The organism is Rouxiella sp. Mn2063 (genome assembly GCF_049319665.1).
Lineage (GTDB): Bacteria > Pseudomonadota > Gammaproteobacteria > Enterobacterales > Enterobacteriaceae > JBMOUD01.
The window spans coordinates 699,753-715,275 of the sequence record NZ_JBMOUD010000001.1 but is presented as its reverse complement, the minus strand read 5'-3'; the positions used below and the strand labels follow the sequence as shown (position 1 = coordinate 715,275).

Below are 15,523 nucleotides of genomic sequence, written 5' to 3'. Positions count from 1 at the left end.
TTCAGGCATGAGCACTCTCTTTTGACAGATCCCAGATATTGGGCAGATGAAGGTTGGAATAGCCGGAGATAAAGGGTTTCTGTTGACCGTCCGGTGTATAAACCGCTCGTGATACCGCACCAATATTGGCACCGTAAACATGAATACTTATTGATACCTGGTCGCGATACAAATTACTGACCTGGTGAATATCATTGGCAGAAGGCGAAAGCTGTTCAACATCGCCCGGCTGAAGCACCACGGGTTCTCCTTGTGTTCTCAGCTCACCATGATGGTTAATTACAAACGTCTGGCTACTTTCGGCCCCACGTAACATACCAATCAATCCCCACACTCGATGATCGTGAATGGGGGTTTTCTGCCCCGGTCCCCAAACAAAACTAACCACCGAAAAACGTGATAATGGATCGGCATATAACAGATATTGCTGATAATATTCGGGATGCGATTGAGCAAATTCTGGCGCTAGCCAGCGATCGTCGGCAATTAACTGCCGCAGTAATGTCGCGCCCAATTCCAGGCGGGTTGACTCTGCATGAGGTTCGGACACTAAGCGGGTAAATTCTGCCAAAAAATGCCGCAACGGCGACAAATGTAATTGGGACATGCAGTGCTCCTGAACATCGACTCGATAACCAATAAGAGTTTCAGGCTAGCACCACAGAATAATAAGCAAAATTCAATTTATGGATAAGCTAATATGCAAATTACACATTAAAATACGCCTTTCCTCGCAGCCAGCAGGCGGTATTTACGCTATCCTGCGAACATCAATATCAAGAATAAGAGCGTTTTAGCGATGAAATTTGAAGACTTAACTGCATTCATGGCGGTCTATCGCCTGCAATCGACCCGGGTGGCCGCTGAGGAATTAGGGTTAACCCAGCCGGCGATTACCCGCCGTGTACAGAATTTTGAAGAATCCTTGGGTATCGTGCTATTGGACCGCCAGACGAAACCCCTAAAACCGACGTTAATCGGCAAAAGAGTGTTTCAACAGTGCCAAAATATTTTGCGCGAAGTGGATGCATTGCGAGATTTAGTGGCCGATGATACTCCTGCCTCTGGGCTACTGCGCTTAGCTGTCCCACAAAGCCTCAGTGAAAGCAGCCTATTACCGGCACTCAATGCACTATCCAGCCATTTTCCGCAAGTGCAACCGCGTTTGAGCAGCGGTTGGGGGGAAGAGTTATTAACCCGTGTCCAGCAACAAGACCTTGATGCCGCGGTGGTTCTGTTTCCAGCCAGCAAACAATTTGCTGATGGCGTTGAGAGTCAGGCATTAGGTTCCGTCGAACTGGTCGTTGTTGGCCCTAAAACCGCCGCGCCTCCACCGAAGCATTTAGATCAATGTTACCAGCAAGGTTGGATACTAAATCCGCAAGGCTGTGGTTTTCGTGCCGCGTTGCAGCGTGCACTAACGGAGCAAGGCTTACCTTTGCTTATCAACCTCGAAGCCTTTGGCACCAGCCTGCAACTCTCCTTGATTGCCCAAGGTCGCGGCATGGGATTAATGCCCCGAGCGTTGGTCGAACAACATCCACTGCGCGATCAACTTTCGCTCTATACGCTTAACGACTTCGCTCCACACAGCCAATTGTGGCTGATTTACCCCCCTATTCTGGCCAGCCAAATCCCGGCGGTCGAAGTGTTTGCCGAAGCGATGGCAAAGGGATTAGGGCTAGAGAGTAGAAGGGTTATTGCGATTAATAATTAATTTTAATATTAACTTATGTTAAAAATGAATTTCTAACATAGTAAAAGGCTGTTTATGGTAGTCACACTTGCCGCCTGATAGACGGGCGGCACAAATCCCTAGCAGGAGTGACAACCTATGAGCGTGCAATTTCTTGGTATGATCGGCCATCGTTTAGCATCGGAGATCATTCCAGCGACAGGCCCAATATTTGATAAAAAATATATTGCCGAGTTCGCCCAAGCCCACGAAAACGCCGGTTTCGACCGTATTTTAGTCGGCTATTGGTCCGATCAACCGGACGGTTTTCTGGTCACTGCACACGCGGGGGCTAATACTTCAAAAATCAATTTCTTACTGGCCCATCGCCCTGGTTTCGTCGAGCCGACGTTAGCTGCACGTAAATTTGCGACCTTAGATAATCTGCTTGATGGCCGTTTGGCCGTACATATCATCAGCGGCGGCAGTGACCACGAGCAACGCCGCGATGGTGATTTCTTGGGTAAAGAGCGCCGTTACGATCGTACCGAAGAGTTTTTACAAGTCGTGAAGAACAGTTGGTACTCGAACGAAAGCTACAATCATCAAGGCGAGTTCTATCAAGCTGAAAATGCCTTCTCAGCCATCAAACCTCATCAAGCACACCTTCCCGTCTATTTTGGCGGTTCATCCGATGACGCGATTCGTGTCGCCGGCAAACACGCCGATGTTTTTGCATTATGGGGCGAACCTTTGGCAAGTGCGGCGGAAACGGTTAATGCAGTAAAAGCAGAGGCGGCACGTCACCAGCGTGATGTTGGGTTTAGCATATCATTCCGCCCTATTCTGGGCCGTACTGAAGAAGAAGCCTGGGCGAAGGCCGAAGCCATCAGGGCTAAAGCTAAAACCCAGTTGGAACAGTCCGGCTATACCTTTGGCTTGCCGAAACCACAAAGTGTCGGCGCTAAACGCCTGCAGGATGCCGTCGCACAAGGTGACAGACTTGATAGCGTGTTGTGGACGGGTATTGCGGCGCTGGTGGGCGGCGGCTATAACTCCACCGCACTAGTGGGTACGCCAGAGCAAGTCTCCGACGCCTTGCTGAAATATTACGATTTGGGGATCGAAAACTTCCTGATCCGTGGTTTTGATCCGCTTAACGATGCAATTGAATACGGTCGTGAACTCATTCCATTAACGCGTAAAAAAATCGCGGCTCGCCAACAGGCCGTTAGCACCTCTACCAGTGCGGTGGCTTAACATTATTATGCAAACGAAAAAGACTATGCCTTTAAAGAGTAAATTAAAAAAATTGGCGGCTATTGGCCTGTTCTCGAGCTTATTAATGAGTGCAACAAGCAGTTGGGCGGCACAGGACATCAACCTACGTGTCGGTGATGTGAAAGGAGACCGAATTGTTGCACTGCGAGCCTCTGGCGAGCTAGAGAATTTGCCTTATAAATTAACTATCGACACCTTTGCCTCTGGTGCACCGGTACAAGAGGCATTGAATGCCGGGGCGTTAGATGTCGGACTCACCGGTGATTTACCCTTCCTGTTTGTTTATGCGGCAGGTGCGCCGGTTAAAGCAATCGATGCCTGGAAAAACAATCCTGATAGCATTGCGTTATTGACTTCACAACACTCCACGATTCACAGCCTGCAAGACCTGAAAGGTAAACGTATTGCGGTTAACCGCGGCGGCTGGGGACACTATTTGATTCTAGGGCTGCTGGAACGTGCCGGACTCAAACCAAGCGATGTCACACTCAACTTCCTTGGTCCGGTTGACGGCCGCGCCGCTCTCGCTTCTGGTGCTGTCGATGCCTGGGCACCGTGGGAACCTTATGTCTCTAGTGCGATTATTCAGGACAAAGCGCGTTTAGTCCCTCAAGGCGGCGGTCAGGGCATTATGTCTGGCTACTCTTATGTACTGGCACGCGAAACAGCGTTATCCGATGCCGATAAACGTAAGGCTATTTCCGACCTATTGACGCGGTTAGCCAAAGCACAAGTGTGGGCGAAACAGCATCCACAACAGTTTGCCGAGGCGCTGGCTAAAGAGCTGCAATTCCCGCTCAACGTCACCCAAGCCTGGATTGCCGATGCCCAAGTTTCCCCCGTAGTATTTGATAAAAGCATTGCGGCTACGCTGCAACAATCGGCAGACTTCTTCCATGGTTATAAGGTACTGCCAAAAGCAATTGATGTCGCACCAGCCTTTGACTACGGCCTGGCAGAGGGTGCAAACCAGGTCGCCAAGCAGTTCTTAGCTACCTCGCCTAAAGCGGAGGCTACACCATGAAATTAATACGCAAAACTTTGCTCTCGCTGGCCTTGTTTGCCAGCGCGCATGCCGTAATGGCGGAGCAAATCACGCTGCGTGTTGCCGATCAAAAAGGCAATATGCGTGCCCAGATGGAAGCCGCCGGAAAACTGGCTAACCTCCCCTATAAAATAGAATGGAACGAATTCCCCGCTGCTGCCCCACTGGCTGAAGCGCTCAATGCTCAGGCGGTAGATATCGGTATTATCGGCGATGCACCGCTGCTCTTTGCAGAAGCGGCCGGTGCACAGGTTAAAGCCGTTGCGGTAGACAAATATGATCCCTATGGCACCGCGTTAGTGGTTAAAGGCGATAGTCCATTGCACAGCGCTGCCGATCTGAAGGGGAAGAGTATCGCCACCAACCGCGGCTCAATCGGCCACTTTGTTGCGCTTAAAGCACTGGCTAGCGCAGGACTGACCAGCAAAGATGTCACCTTTCGTTTTCTAACGCCAAGCGATGCCAAACTTGCTCTAACCCAAGGTTCAGTGGATGTCTGGGCAACATGGGAGCCTTATACTGCCTTTGCCGAAACACAGGATCATTTCAGAGTGTTGGTGAGTGGCCGTAATCTCTCGGCTGGAAATTCTTTTCTGGCCGCAACGGATAAAGCGCTTGCCGATAACCAAAAGCGTCAGGCGATCCAGGATTATTTACAACGCTTAGCCGATGCCCAAGTTTGGGCTAACCAACATATCGATAGCTACAGTCAAACGCTGGCCAAAATTATCGGCTTCCCGCCGGAAGCTGCAAAACTATCCTTCAGCCGCGCTCATCCACACTGGCAAAGCATCGATGCCGCGACTGAAGTCCAGCAACAACAAACCGCAGATTTTTATCATCAGCAAGGGTTACTGCCGGTTCAGCTCGACGTGAAACCAACATTTGAGAATAGTTTTAAGGTTCAGACCGGAACTTAAACGGTTTCTTCGCCAGAAGGGCTCGGTTTTCGGAAAACCAAGGAGTCGCGTTCGAATCAACGGCAAGATTTAGGAAATGGCAGTGCAGTGAATATTTCGGCTTATCAAATACAGGGTTCAATGTGGCATTGCAGCCGAAGCCGCCTAAAGGGTAGCGCGCTACCCTTTAGAATCCCGCGCTTTTTTGATACTTCAACTCTGGATCCAGTGGAGACTATGTTTCAGGTGCTTCCGTTATCGCGCAAATTTCATCCCATCCGGGATGCCCGACTGCGGGATTAGAGCCAATGATAAAACTATTGTCTCTCACCTCTTGCCGGTGAAATTTTGAGTGCGCTTAGCGGCTTTTAAAAACATCTAAAACAGTTGTTTTGTGACTTTACATGGTCCAATAATGAGCCGAAATTTTGTGAAAACACCCCGAACAGCGCAAAAAACAAAAAAAATTCACGATTTTTTTCTAAGAAATAATGGAATTATTACCATAAAATAAGGTGCTGGAAGCCAAAGAATAGCAACCATTCGACTTCGCCCAAGGTAATTTAGACAGCGAATGCTGCTGGAAATCAAAGGCACGATAAATACCAATGTGAGCAATATAGATAATGAATTTTTTGATAAAGCAAAAAAATACAACGAATACCATAACATCTGAAAAGCCGCCAATAATGCATAATCCAGTTTAGTATCTTGCCCATAGGCATCAAAAGAAAGTTGATATCCTCTAATAATTCGCCTTATAAAATCCATCTCTGACCATCCTTGATACTATTAAAAAGAAGAGGCAACGTTGCCTCGCCATAAAAAATAACTATAATTTTCAATGCATAACATTGATATCAATAGTGACGCGCCATCTTTTATTATGCAAAGTTCATTTGTCTATTGAATACTCAAAATACGTGTCTTAGCAACGATAAAAACAAAGGCAGTTTAGCCGTTGAATTTAAATAACCAGCAAGGCGCGCTCGAAATGGCGCTGAAGAAGTGGTGAGGAATCGCGAAGTCTTTATTGAGCGAGTCCGAATCCCGACTGAAGGCACTGCGGAGCAGCGACATTTGCGCCTGTCACCGTAGCGCCTGAAACATAGCCTAATTAAAGTCCGATATCACACCATGAAAAGGCGCGGGATTGTAAAGGGATGCGCCTACATCCCTTTACTCGGTTTCGGCTGTAAGGTTGAGATAATCACCGATCTTAATAAACCGAAATATTCACCGTATTGAAAAATACCTTTCTTCGGTTTCCCAAACCGAACCCTTTTCTCGGTTTTCGGAAAACCGACCCCGTTCCAGCCCTTCTGGCGAAGAAACCGCAACAAGCCCGGTCTGGCCTCATATCTGGTAATCAATAACCGGTTCTTCTGGCGTTGCCTCAGCAAACACTTTGTCTTTGATCTCATTGATCGACAGACTTGGATTACAGAGCTCAATAAAGCGCCACACATAGTTACGTTGTAACTGTGCGCGTTTCAAACCAAGCCAAACAGTATTCGATTCAAATAAATGTTCTGCACTGATCAAGTTCAAACCAGTATCGCGTGCCTGATCAAAGGCTTGGTCGGCAAGTATCCCGACGCCTAAACCTAATTCCACGTAAGTTTTAATTACATCAGAATCTTGGGCACTTAATACAATATCAGGATTCAACCCTGCCCGAGAGAACGCATCATCAATGCGAGAGCGCCCGGTGATCCCTTGGCGATAGGTGATCAGCGAATGTTCACTTAACTGTTGCAACGTAATCGGCTGCTGTTGATTCAATGGATGGTCTTGCGGTAATAAAATCGCGTGGTGCCAGCGATAATATGGAAAGGCTGCCACCGACGGATCGTTGATTAGCTGCTCGCTGGCAATGGCCACATCGACCTGGCCGCCGAGCAGCATAGAGAGCACTTCCTGCGGCGAACCTTGATGTAACTCCAAACGTACTGCCGGATAAATAGCACGGAATTCTTTAATCACCGATGGCAAGCTATAGCGAGCCTGCGTATGCGTTGTCGCAATGGTGAGTACTCCGGCATCTTCTTTGGAGAAAATATCAGCCAACCGGCGAATGTTCTGTGCTTCGTTAAGAATACGCTCGGCAACTGCCAGTAATTCCTTGCCAGGTTCTGTCAGGCCAAGTAAACGCTTGCCGCGGCGGATAAAAATTTCGACGCCAAGTTCATCTTCTAGCTCACGGATATGCCGACTCACGCCCGATTGTGACGTGAACAACATATTGGAAACTTCCGTCAGGTTGTAGTTGCATCGCGCTGATTCGCGAATAATTTTTAGCTGTTGGAAATTCACCGTACCTACCTCTGTGTTATGCCTGTCACCTATTGTTACCGCCAGAGTTGCCGTTGTAGAAATAAATAAAAGCGGTTACTTATGCATTTTTCGACTAAAGAGAAATTTGAGAGCAATTTCAAGAGGCAGGACGCGTGATATATGAGAGATAAAACCGACCTGTTTCATTAAAAATCAGCGTGAAACAGGTCGCGGTGACTCTCATTATTAGGCAACAGGTGTCAACACCGGCTGCTGATTAAAGTACGCCTGTAAATTCTCTAAAACAAGATGCATCATGTTAGCAATGGATTCCGGTGAACGTCCGGCCAGATGCGGAGTAAGGATCAAGTTGTCTGTCAGGGCAATCATTTCAGCGGGCACCTGCGGTTCACCATCCACGACATCCAACGCAGCCCCGGCAATTTCTCGTTGCTGCAAACTATGAATTAGCGCCTGATTATCAACGTTGCTACCACGTGAAATGTTGATTAAGTACCCTTTTGGCCCCAGTGCTTTCAATACTGCCGCATCAACCAGTTTCAACGTTTCCTTACCGCCTGGCGTTGCCACCACCAAATAATCTGCCCATTCGGCTAAAGAGAGCGCATCGGGAAAATAGCGCCAGTCACGATGTTCAGATAACTCAAGTGGGCGACGGTTAAAGTATCCGACTTGCATTGAAAAGCCCCCAACGCAGCGCTCGGCAATAAGGCCACCAATATTTCCTAAACCAATAATCCCTAGTTTTTTACCTGTCATTGCTGGCGGTACCAATCGTGAGCGGGTCCATTCTCCTTGACGCGTTCTGGTGTCCAGCCAGGCAATGTTACGGGTGATGGCCAGCATCAGTGCCAATGTGTGGTCGGCCACCGAAACATTGTTCGTACCCGGCCCATTCGTTACGGTAATGTTACGCTGCTTAGCGGCGTCAAGATCGATACGCTCATAACCCACGCCCTGCGCACAAATCATTTCCAGTGCGGGTAATGCGGCTATCTCCGCCGCGCTCAGACCAATCACGCCAATGGTAAGCACCGCTTTAACTCGCGCTGCGGTATTAGCATCCAACTCTGCCCGCTGTGCTGGTGTGGTCGCGAAAACAATATCAAATCCTGCCTGAGCAAATTTTTCTGGATAGCCAGCCTCGAGTTCGACATGACTCAGTAAGGCAATTTTCATCACAACTCCTAAGATATATTGAGCAGTTGAATTTATAGGGGTACCTGTATGTGAGCAGGCCGTTAACTATCATTGAACCGGTAGTCGTTGTACAGGTTTTCGTTGTACCAAGTTTTGTCGTACGCGATTGTGTAAGACAGGGTTTTATTAACACAGCACGACACGCTTTTAAGGCTATCGCTTAGATACCGTTAGGCCAGCGCCAAGCGGGTCTACACTTCTAAAGCGGACATCCGCGCTTAAGTCCAGACCGTTGACTCTTTCGGAGATACTTGTAATGGATAAAGCACCATCAAATAATCCTCTTTTGTTCACGCCTGCATCGGACGTAGGGTCGCTTCCTGTAGGTGTTGCCGTCGACTCTCAAGGCGTGCGCTTCATTCATCACTACAGCGAAGGCGAAATCGTAAAGAATTTTGATGAAAGCCATAAGACTCGAGTTCGCGAAGGCTTACCCTACCCGCTGGGTGCAACATGGGACGGTTTAGGCGTTAATTTTGCACTGTTTTCCGCTAATGCCACCAAAGTTGAGCTTTGCCTGTTTAACGATGAGGGTGAAGAGACAGACCGGATTGAGTTGCCAGAATATACCGATGAGATATGGCATGGTTATCTGCCTGATGCCCGGCCAGGGTTACTTTATGGTTATCGGGTTCATGGCCCTTACGCGCCACATGATGGACATCGTTTTAACCCTGATAAACTCCTGCTTGACCCTTATGCCAAACAGATAATTGGTGAGTTAATTTGGGACGATGCGCTGTACTCTTATGATTTACATAGCGATAAAAAAGACCTGCATATCGACACCCGCGATAGTGCCTCATTCTTGCCGAAATGCCGTGTGATTGATCCCGCATTTTCATGGGCGCGATCCAGGAAAAACCATATCCCGTGGGGCGATACGCTAATTTATGAAACCCATGTTCGCGGTTACACCATGCGCCATCCTGCGGTACCCGAACATATGCGCGGCACGTTTTCGGGCCTGAGCACGCCACAAATTGTCGATTATATTAAATCGCTTGGCGTGACCTCGATAGAACTGATGCCCATTCATTCCTTTACCGATGACCGATATCTGCAAGAAAAAGGTTTGCACAACTTTTGGGGCTATAACACGCTGAGCTTCTTTGCTCCGCATCCGCAATATATGGCCACGCACACTGTTAACGAGTTTAAGCAGATGATTGCCACTCTGCATGCGGCGCAAATCGAGGTAATTTTAGATGTGGTTTATAACCACACGGCAGAAGGCAATGAATTGGGGCCAACGCTGTCGTTCAAAGGAATTGATAACGCCAGTTATTACCGGTTAATGCCTGAAAATAAACGTTATTACATCAACGATACTGGTACTGGAAACACGCTCAATTTAAGCCATCCACGCGTACTACAGATGGTGACAGACTCGCTAAGATATTGGGCGACTGAGATGCAGGTTGATGGTTTCCGTTTCGATTTAGCCACCATTTTAGGCCGCGAGAGCTACGGCTTTGATGAAGGCGGCGGTTTTTTGGATACCTGCCGTCAGGACCCCATACTCAGTCAATGCAAATTAATTGCTGAGCCTTGGGATTGTGGCCCGGGCGGTTACCAGGTAGGCGGTTTTCCTCCCGGTTGGGCTGAATGGAACGATCGCTATCGCGATTCAGTGCGTAAGTTTTGGCGTGGCGATGAAGGCCAGTTGGCGCAGTTTGTCACCCGCTTGTCCGGTTCTGCCGATATCTTTCATCATCGTGGCCGCAAACCCTATGCTTCAGTCAATTTTATTACTGCGCACGACGGATTCACGCTGAAAGATTTAGTCTCGTATGAAAACAAACATAATGAGGCTAACGGTGAGGATAATCAGGACGGCAGCGATAACAATATCTCTGCCAATTATGGTGCCGAAGGTTTAACGGACGATCCCTCTATCAATGAGCTACGCCTGCGACAAATGCGCAATATGCTGGCAACGCTGTTCTTTTCTCAGGGCACGCCAATGTTACTGGCCGGTGACGAATTTGCTCGTAGTCAGCAAGGCAACAACAATGCATATTGTCAGGATACAGATATTGCCTGGGTTGACTGGCAAATTGGCGACCATGGTAAATCATTGTTACTGTTTACCTATCGCTTAATTGAGCTGAGAAAGCGCTTCCCTATTCTGCACAGCGGTCGATTCCTTACCGGTGTAGAAAATGAAAAGCTGAAGGTGAAAGATGTCAGTTGGTTCCACCCGCAAGGTCACGAGATGACAGACGATGCGTGGAGCGATGCGAATGCCAAGAGCATCGCGATGCTGCTCGATGGCCGCGCACAGCCCACCGGACTCGTACGTTTTGGATCGCTAAGCACCGTACTTTTACTCTTCAACGCCTCGCACGAAGATGTAGTTTTTACTCTGCCCTCAGTGGCACATGGCAAAAGCTGGCGACACATTCTTGATACTTTCCAGCCTGATGATATCAACGAGCATGATTTTGACTTTGGGAAGGAATATATCTGCACCTCAAGGACTGTGGTGTTGTTTGAGCTCATTAGTTGATGAGCACGAGGCAACTTTTCGATCGAAATGCGTTCGAATCAACGCGGGGATTTTAGAAAATAGGACTGTGAATTTTTCGGTTCTTCAAATGCAGTTTTCAATGTCAGGTTGTCGACCGAACCGACATAAGAGGAAAAGGGGCTTTCCTCTTATGGATCTCCAGCCCTTTCAATACATTAGCACCCGATCCAGCGGAGGCCATGTTTCAGCGGCTTCTGTGATAGCGCAAATTTCATCCCTACGGGATGCCCGGCTACGGGATTCGAGTCAATGATAAAACTATTGTCTCTCACCACTTGCCGGTGAAATTTTGAGTGCGCTTAGCGGCTTTTAAGGTCAAGTTCAAAGGCAAAGGCAAAGGCAAAGGCATTTTTGCTTTTGACGTTAAAAAAGCTAGGTGGCGCGCTCGAAATGACGCTGAAGGAGTGGTGAGAAATCGCGAAGTGTTTATTGAGCGAGTCCGAATCCCGATTGAAGGGACTGCGGAGCAGCGACATTTGCGCCTGTCGCGGAGACATCTGAAACATAGCCTAATTGAAATTCGATATAACACCATGAAAAAGCGCGGGATTGTAAAGGGATGCGCCCTACATCCCTTTACTCGGTTTCGGCACGAGTGCCAAATTAAACACCGTATTTGAGAAACCGAAAAACTCACCGTTCTAAAATTTCTAAATTTATTAAATTTCCAAAATTTAATCGCCCCAAGGCTCGATCTAGCCTTGATCCGCTTTCCGTATGTAAGTCTTAAATTGTGGTGTCATATACGCCTGAAAACCATCCGGGGTTTTCATAATCAAATACACTGCCAGATGCTGCTGTTCGGCTAATGCCATAGCTTTTTTCTCGCCGAGTACCATCAGGCCAGTATCCCAACCGTCGGCTTCTAATGCAGTTGAGGCGATGACCGTTGCAGAAACCAGTTTATGCTGGATAGGCCGTCCGGTTTTAGGGTCGATGATGTGCGACAAACGCACGCCGTCGAGTTCGTAATAGTTGCGGTAGCTGCCGGAGGTACTGATGCCCATCCCTTGCAGATCGACAATCGCTTGCACCGCGTTCTCTTTATCCGTTGGTTTTTGAATCGCAACCTGCCACGGGCGGCCTTTTTCATTGTATCCACGCGAGACAACCGCTCCACCAACCGATACCAGATAATCGCTGAATCCCATACCTTCAACTAAACGAGCCAGGTGGTCGGTCGCGTAACCTTCGCCAACGGTAGAAAGGTCAACGTAAAGACCCGGCAAATCTTTTTGCAGGTACGTGCCGTCACTTTGCTCGATCACTTTAAGATGCTGCAAACCATCGAGCTTCTTGGCAGCGTCGATTTGTTCTTGTGTTGGCATTTTTACTGGCTGCTTAGTTGGGCCAAACCCCCATAAATTCACCAATGGGCCGACAGTAATATCCATTGCCCCATCGGTTAAACGCCCAATACGCAGTGAGGTGGTGATCGCATCGGCCATGCCCTGACTGATCGGTTGCGGTTCGCTGCCAGTATATTGATTAAAACGCGACAGAACCGAATCGTCTTTATAGGTAGAAAGCTGGTGATCGTCTTCTTTTAACTGGCTTTCTATTTTTTCACGCAGTTCTGCTTCTTGAGATTTGCTGGCACCCAATACGCTAACCCGATAATAGGTGCCCATGGTTTTGCCACTAATGACCGAAACCTGTTGCTTATCAGCAGGTCCACAGGCCGCAAGCAGGCCTGCACAGCAAAGAATCAACGCACTGCGCAAAGAATAACGACTGACTAACATGGGTAAAACTCACTTAGCAAATAGCTCAATTGTTCTAAAAAATAGTGGAGATGAGAGTAAACAACCGCGCTTAAACCGGGCATTAACGACTATGCTTCGCATGGCGCTCCCAGTTTTCCTGCTTGGCTTGTGCCGATTTTTTCAAGGCAACATAGCAGGCACCCGCTCCGCCATCGCGCTGAACGGCAACGCTAAACGCTTGTATCTCGTCGAGTTGCTTGAGCCATTTGGCAACATAGCTACGAATAATGTTGGCATGGCTTAGGTTGTCTTTACCTCGTCCATGGATGATCAATAATGTGCGCAAATTATGCCGTTGGGCCTCAGTGACAAAAACAAACAGCTCCTGCCGGCACTGTTCGACCGGTTTACGCAGCAGATTAAGACTCGCTTGCAGAGGATATTTACCTTGACGTAATTTATCGAGCACGCCCTGTTGCACCCCAGATTGTTTGTAATCCAGCGGCTGTGCAAAATCGATAACCTCTAGAAAATCCGTGGTCAGAATATTCTCGATTTCAGCAATCTCGTCTTCTGCTGGCACTTTCGTCACGTTTGACTGCGTTTTCAGGTACACGACTTTATCTTGATTCGCCAGCGGTTGTACGCCTGCCATCTCTTGGCTAAAGAGATCGTCATCATCATTACTGTTCATCGTATCTCCTGACATTAATGCTACTCAGCCTCTTACCCAGTTAGCGGCACGGGTATGATGGTGCCTTACCAAACGGTACTCTGTCTGTATGAGTATTTTAAGGAAAGTTAGGCGCAAATCAAAACGGCGTACGACTTTTGTTTCACTAAGGGTGCCATACCTTACCGAGGCGGCATTTTTATTCTTTGGGGTTATTTTCATAGGGGGGAAGAAAATGACATGTCATAATCTAGTCGCTCTTATCCGACCCGTTGCAGGAACCATCGCATGTTGAAATTAATCAGTGAAATCATCACGACTCCGCTCGGCGAATTAGAAATTATTGCCGATACGCAAGGCAATCTTCGCGCATTAGAATGGCTCGATTATCACGCCCGCTTACTCAAGTTACTTGCCCAACACTATGGGCCTGATTACAGCACGGAAGGCGCGGCGAAAAGTAACGCCTCATCCAAGGCAGGATTCACGCTGCAACAACAGGCGGTTCCAGAAACATTGCGTCAGGCAATCGTCAATTATTTTGCCGGAGATTTGCACAGTATTGATAACATTGCGGTAGCCACTGCCGGCACCGAGTTTCAACGCAGTGTCTGGGCGATGCTGCGCACAATTCCTTGCGGTGAAGTGATGTCTTACGGTGAAATGGCCAGCCGTTTAGGTAACCCAGGTGCTGCGCGAGCGGTTGGCCTGGCGGATGGCTCCAATCCAATTAGTATTGTGGTGCCCTGCCATCGTGTCATTGGCAGTAATGGCGCACTGACCGGTTATGCTGGAGGTGTCGATCGCAAACGCTGGTTATTGCAGCATGAAGGCTATCTGCAACTGCTGCTATAGCGTTAATTGCTCTACGGTTTGTGCCTCTTACTCACCATAAAAAAGGTGCCGCGAACGGCACCTTAGGCATTCCAAAAAAGCTTAGCGGGTGAAAGCCAACACATCAGCCGCAATTGTCGCCAAAGGATCGTGGCGAGCGTAGTCGGCTTGTATTAGCTCAGCTCTTTGCCGATAGCTAGGTTGTTGCAGTATACGAGTGGCCGCCTCTAACAACTGAGCTTCACTCGGATAACTGGTGCGCAGATTAATACCGCATCCCGCAGCAACGATACGCATCGCCGCCTCCTGTTTATCCTCCCCAACGCCGGCAATAATCAATGGCACGCCGTATTCGAGTGCTTGGTTGATCGTGCCGTAACCACCGTTAGTAATAAACAGTGAAGCCTGCCCGAACCAGTCATCAAAGGAGATAAACTGCTGTACTTTCGCATTGGCGGGCAGCTTATCTATCAGTCCATCGACTTCTCTGCCTCCCGTGGTAACCAATATCCGCACCGGCAGTTGCGCTAATGCGTTGAGCGTTGGAATAATCAACTGATTAAAATCGACGTTTGCGATGGTGCCTTGCGTCACCACCACGAGCGGGCGCGAGTCTGATTGATCCCAGCCAATATTCCGCACCACTGATTTTCCACTGCCCTTCAGTGCGCCGATAAAATGCAGATTCTGCGGCAAATCGTCACGCGCATATTCCAGCGCGGCAGTCGACAATTGGAAGAAACTGTCGCAACCGGCAATTAAGGCATCGGTAAAAGGTAAACGTAATGCCGAACCACCGGATAGCTCCAACGCAACATTGAAGCTCTGCTGCACCTCATCAATCAGCGTTTGTGTTTCTTTATCGACGAGTTGCTCGCGGCTCAAGTCATAGGGCAAAAGTGCGGGAGCAATACGCGGCCCGTAAAAAACAGAATCACGAGACGAATATGGCAGCGGTGTCACACCGACACCGAAGACCACCGGGCGCTCTTTCAATTGCAGTAACGGCAACACACCGTAAAAACCGTTTTCAATGATCACGACATCAATAGCTTCGGCCTTAATCACCGCAAGCAATTGCTGATGCAACAAGGGGATCGGAGCTGCAAAAAAATCTTTCAACGCCAGCGCCATTTGCGCATTACCCGGTGGTAATGCTGCGCGCTGTGGGAAATGCTCTTCCAGATGGCGATAATCAAAATCAACTCGCGCATCGAAAGGCACAAACTTTGCACCTATTGTTTCGCTTCTTTCGCGAAACAATTCCCCCGTTAACACCGTGACTTGATGTCCTTGGGCAACCAGATATTTGCCAATGTCGAGTATCGGAAAAATGTGGCCGGGGGTTGCCACTGCTGCCATCAATATATTGGCCATAG

At 48.5% G+C, this 15,523-nt stretch carries 12 protein-coding genes; 6 read left to right on the top strand and 6 right to left on the bottom strand.

Going from position 1 to position 15,523, the window contains the following annotated elements; genetic code table 11:
• Position 1: 1 nt before the first annotated feature.
• On the bottom strand, positions 2–607 hold the full coding sequence (locus ACL9RG_RS03060; protein WP_422791080.1) for a cysteine dioxygenase: 606 nt from the start codon (positions 605–607) through the stop codon (positions 2–4).
• Between the two features lie 192 nt (positions 608–799).
• Here ACL9RG_RS03060 and ACL9RG_RS03055 point away from each other — a divergent pair, with 192 nt between their 5' ends.
• The 4 genes from ACL9RG_RS03055 (at position 800) to ACL9RG_RS03040 (ending at position 4,921) form a co-directional block, all read left to right on the top strand.
• Positions 800–1,717 (top strand): LysR family transcriptional regulator, encoded by a 918-nt coding sequence (locus ACL9RG_RS03055; protein ID WP_422791079.1) that lies wholly within the window; start codon positions 800–802, stop codon positions 1,715–1,717.
• Between the two features lie 117 nt (positions 1,718–1,834).
• Positions 1,835–2,935 (top strand): LLM class flavin-dependent oxidoreductase, encoded by a 1,101-nt coding sequence (locus tag ACL9RG_RS03050; RefSeq protein WP_422791078.1) that lies wholly within the window; start codon positions 1,835–1,837, stop codon positions 2,933–2,935.
• A gap of 85 nt (positions 2,936–3,020) precedes the next feature.
• Entirely contained in the window at positions 3,021–3,980 is a 960-nt protein-coding gene (locus ACL9RG_RS03045; RefSeq protein ID WP_422791077.1) for an ABC transporter substrate-binding protein, read from the top strand.
• Positions 3,977–4,921, top strand: coding sequence for an ABC transporter substrate-binding protein (locus tag ACL9RG_RS03040; RefSeq protein WP_422791076.1), 945 nt, complete (start codon positions 3,977–3,979; stop codon positions 4,919–4,921). Before ACL9RG_RS03045 ends, ACL9RG_RS03040 begins: the two co-directional genes overlap by 4 nt.
• A 1,335-nt stretch (positions 4,922–6,256) precedes the next feature.
• Here the strand turns inward: ACL9RG_RS03040 and cbl are convergent.
• Together cbl and ACL9RG_RS03030 are read right to left on the bottom strand one after the other, a co-directional pair.
• Positions 6,257–7,216, bottom strand: a complete 960-nt coding sequence (gene cbl, locus ACL9RG_RS03035; protein ID WP_422791075.1) for an HTH-type transcriptional regulator Cbl — start codon at positions 7,214–7,216, stop codon at positions 6,257–6,259.
• 207 nt (positions 7,217–7,423) lie between these two features.
• Positions 7,424–8,377 (bottom strand): NAD(P)-dependent oxidoreductase, encoded by a 954-nt coding sequence (locus tag ACL9RG_RS03030; RefSeq protein ID WP_422791074.1) that lies wholly within the window; start codon positions 8,375–8,377, stop codon positions 7,424–7,426.
• A gap of 277 nt (positions 8,378–8,654) precedes the next feature.
• Here ACL9RG_RS03030 and glgX point away from each other — a divergent pair, with 277 nt between their 5' ends.
• Positions 8,655–10,910, top strand: a complete 2,256-nt coding sequence (glgX, locus tag ACL9RG_RS03025) for a glycogen debranching protein GlgX (protein ID WP_422791073.1) — start codon at positions 8,655–8,657, stop codon at positions 10,908–10,910.
• 716 nt (positions 10,911–11,626) lie between these two features.
• On the opposite strand, the gene apbE is transcribed toward glgX, so the two are convergent.
• Together apbE and smrA are read right to left on the bottom strand one after the other, a co-directional pair.
• Positions 11,627–12,676, bottom strand: a complete 1,050-nt coding sequence (apbE, locus tag ACL9RG_RS03020) for an FAD:protein FMN transferase ApbE (RefSeq protein WP_422791072.1) — start codon at positions 12,674–12,676, stop codon at positions 11,627–11,629.
• 82 nt (positions 12,677–12,758) lie between these two features.
• On the bottom strand, positions 12,759–13,331 hold the full coding sequence (gene smrA / locus ACL9RG_RS03015; RefSeq protein ID WP_422791071.1) for a DNA endonuclease SmrA: 573 nt from the start codon (positions 13,329–13,331) through the stop codon (positions 12,759–12,761).
• A 267-nt stretch (positions 13,332–13,598) separates the two neighbouring features.
• On the opposite strand from smrA, the gene ogt reads away from it, so the two are divergent.
• Positions 13,599–14,165, top strand: coding sequence for a methylated-DNA--[protein]-cysteine S-methyltransferase (gene ogt / locus ACL9RG_RS03010; RefSeq protein ID WP_422791070.1), 567 nt, complete (start codon positions 13,599–13,601; stop codon positions 14,163–14,165).
• 81 nt (positions 14,166–14,246) lie between these two features.
• Here ogt and ACL9RG_RS03005 read toward each other — a convergent pair whose 3' ends face one another.
• Positions 14,247–15,506, bottom strand: a complete 1,260-nt coding sequence (locus tag ACL9RG_RS03005; RefSeq protein ID WP_422791180.1) for a nucleotide disphospho-sugar-binding domain-containing protein — start codon at positions 15,504–15,506, stop codon at positions 14,247–14,249.
• Between the last annotated feature and the right edge of the window lie 17 nt (positions 15,507–15,523).

Coding starts and splice junctions, on each gene's coding strand:
- ACL9RG_RS03060 (WP_422791080.1), bottom strand. CDS start 607: ATGTCCCAATTACATTTGTCGCCGTTGCGGCATTTTTTGGCAGAATTT.
- ACL9RG_RS03055 (WP_422791079.1), top strand. CDS start 800: ATGAAATTTGAAGACTTAACTGCATTCATGGCGGTCTATCGCCTGCAA.
- ACL9RG_RS03050 (WP_422791078.1), top strand. CDS start 1,835: ATGAGCGTGCAATTTCTTGGTATGATCGGCCATCGTTTAGCATCGGAG.
- ACL9RG_RS03045 (WP_422791077.1), top strand. CDS start 3,021: ATGAGTGCAACAAGCAGTTGGGCGGCACAGGACATCAACCTACGTGTC.
- ACL9RG_RS03040 (WP_422791076.1), top strand. CDS start 3,977: ATGAAATTAATACGCAAAACTTTGCTCTCGCTGGCCTTGTTTGCCAGC.
- ACL9RG_RS03030 (WP_422791074.1), bottom strand. CDS start 8,377: ATGAAAATTGCCTTACTGAGTCATGTCGAACTCGAGGCTGGCTATCCA.
- glgX (WP_422791073.1), top strand. CDS start 8,655: ATGGATAAAGCACCATCAAATAATCCTCTTTTGTTCACGCCTGCATCG.
- apbE (WP_422791072.1), bottom strand. CDS start 12,676: ATGTTAGTCAGTCGTTATTCTTTGCGCAGTGCGTTGATTCTTTGCTGT.
- smrA (WP_422791071.1), bottom strand. CDS start 13,331: ATGAACAGTAATGATGATGACGATCTCTTTAGCCAAGAGATGGCAGGC.
- ogt (WP_422791070.1), top strand. CDS start 13,599: ATGTTGAAATTAATCAGTGAAATCATCACGACTCCGCTCGGCGAATTA.
- ACL9RG_RS03005 (WP_422791180.1), bottom strand. CDS start 15,506: ATGGCAGCAGTGGCAACCCCCGGCCACATTTTTCCGATACTCGACATT.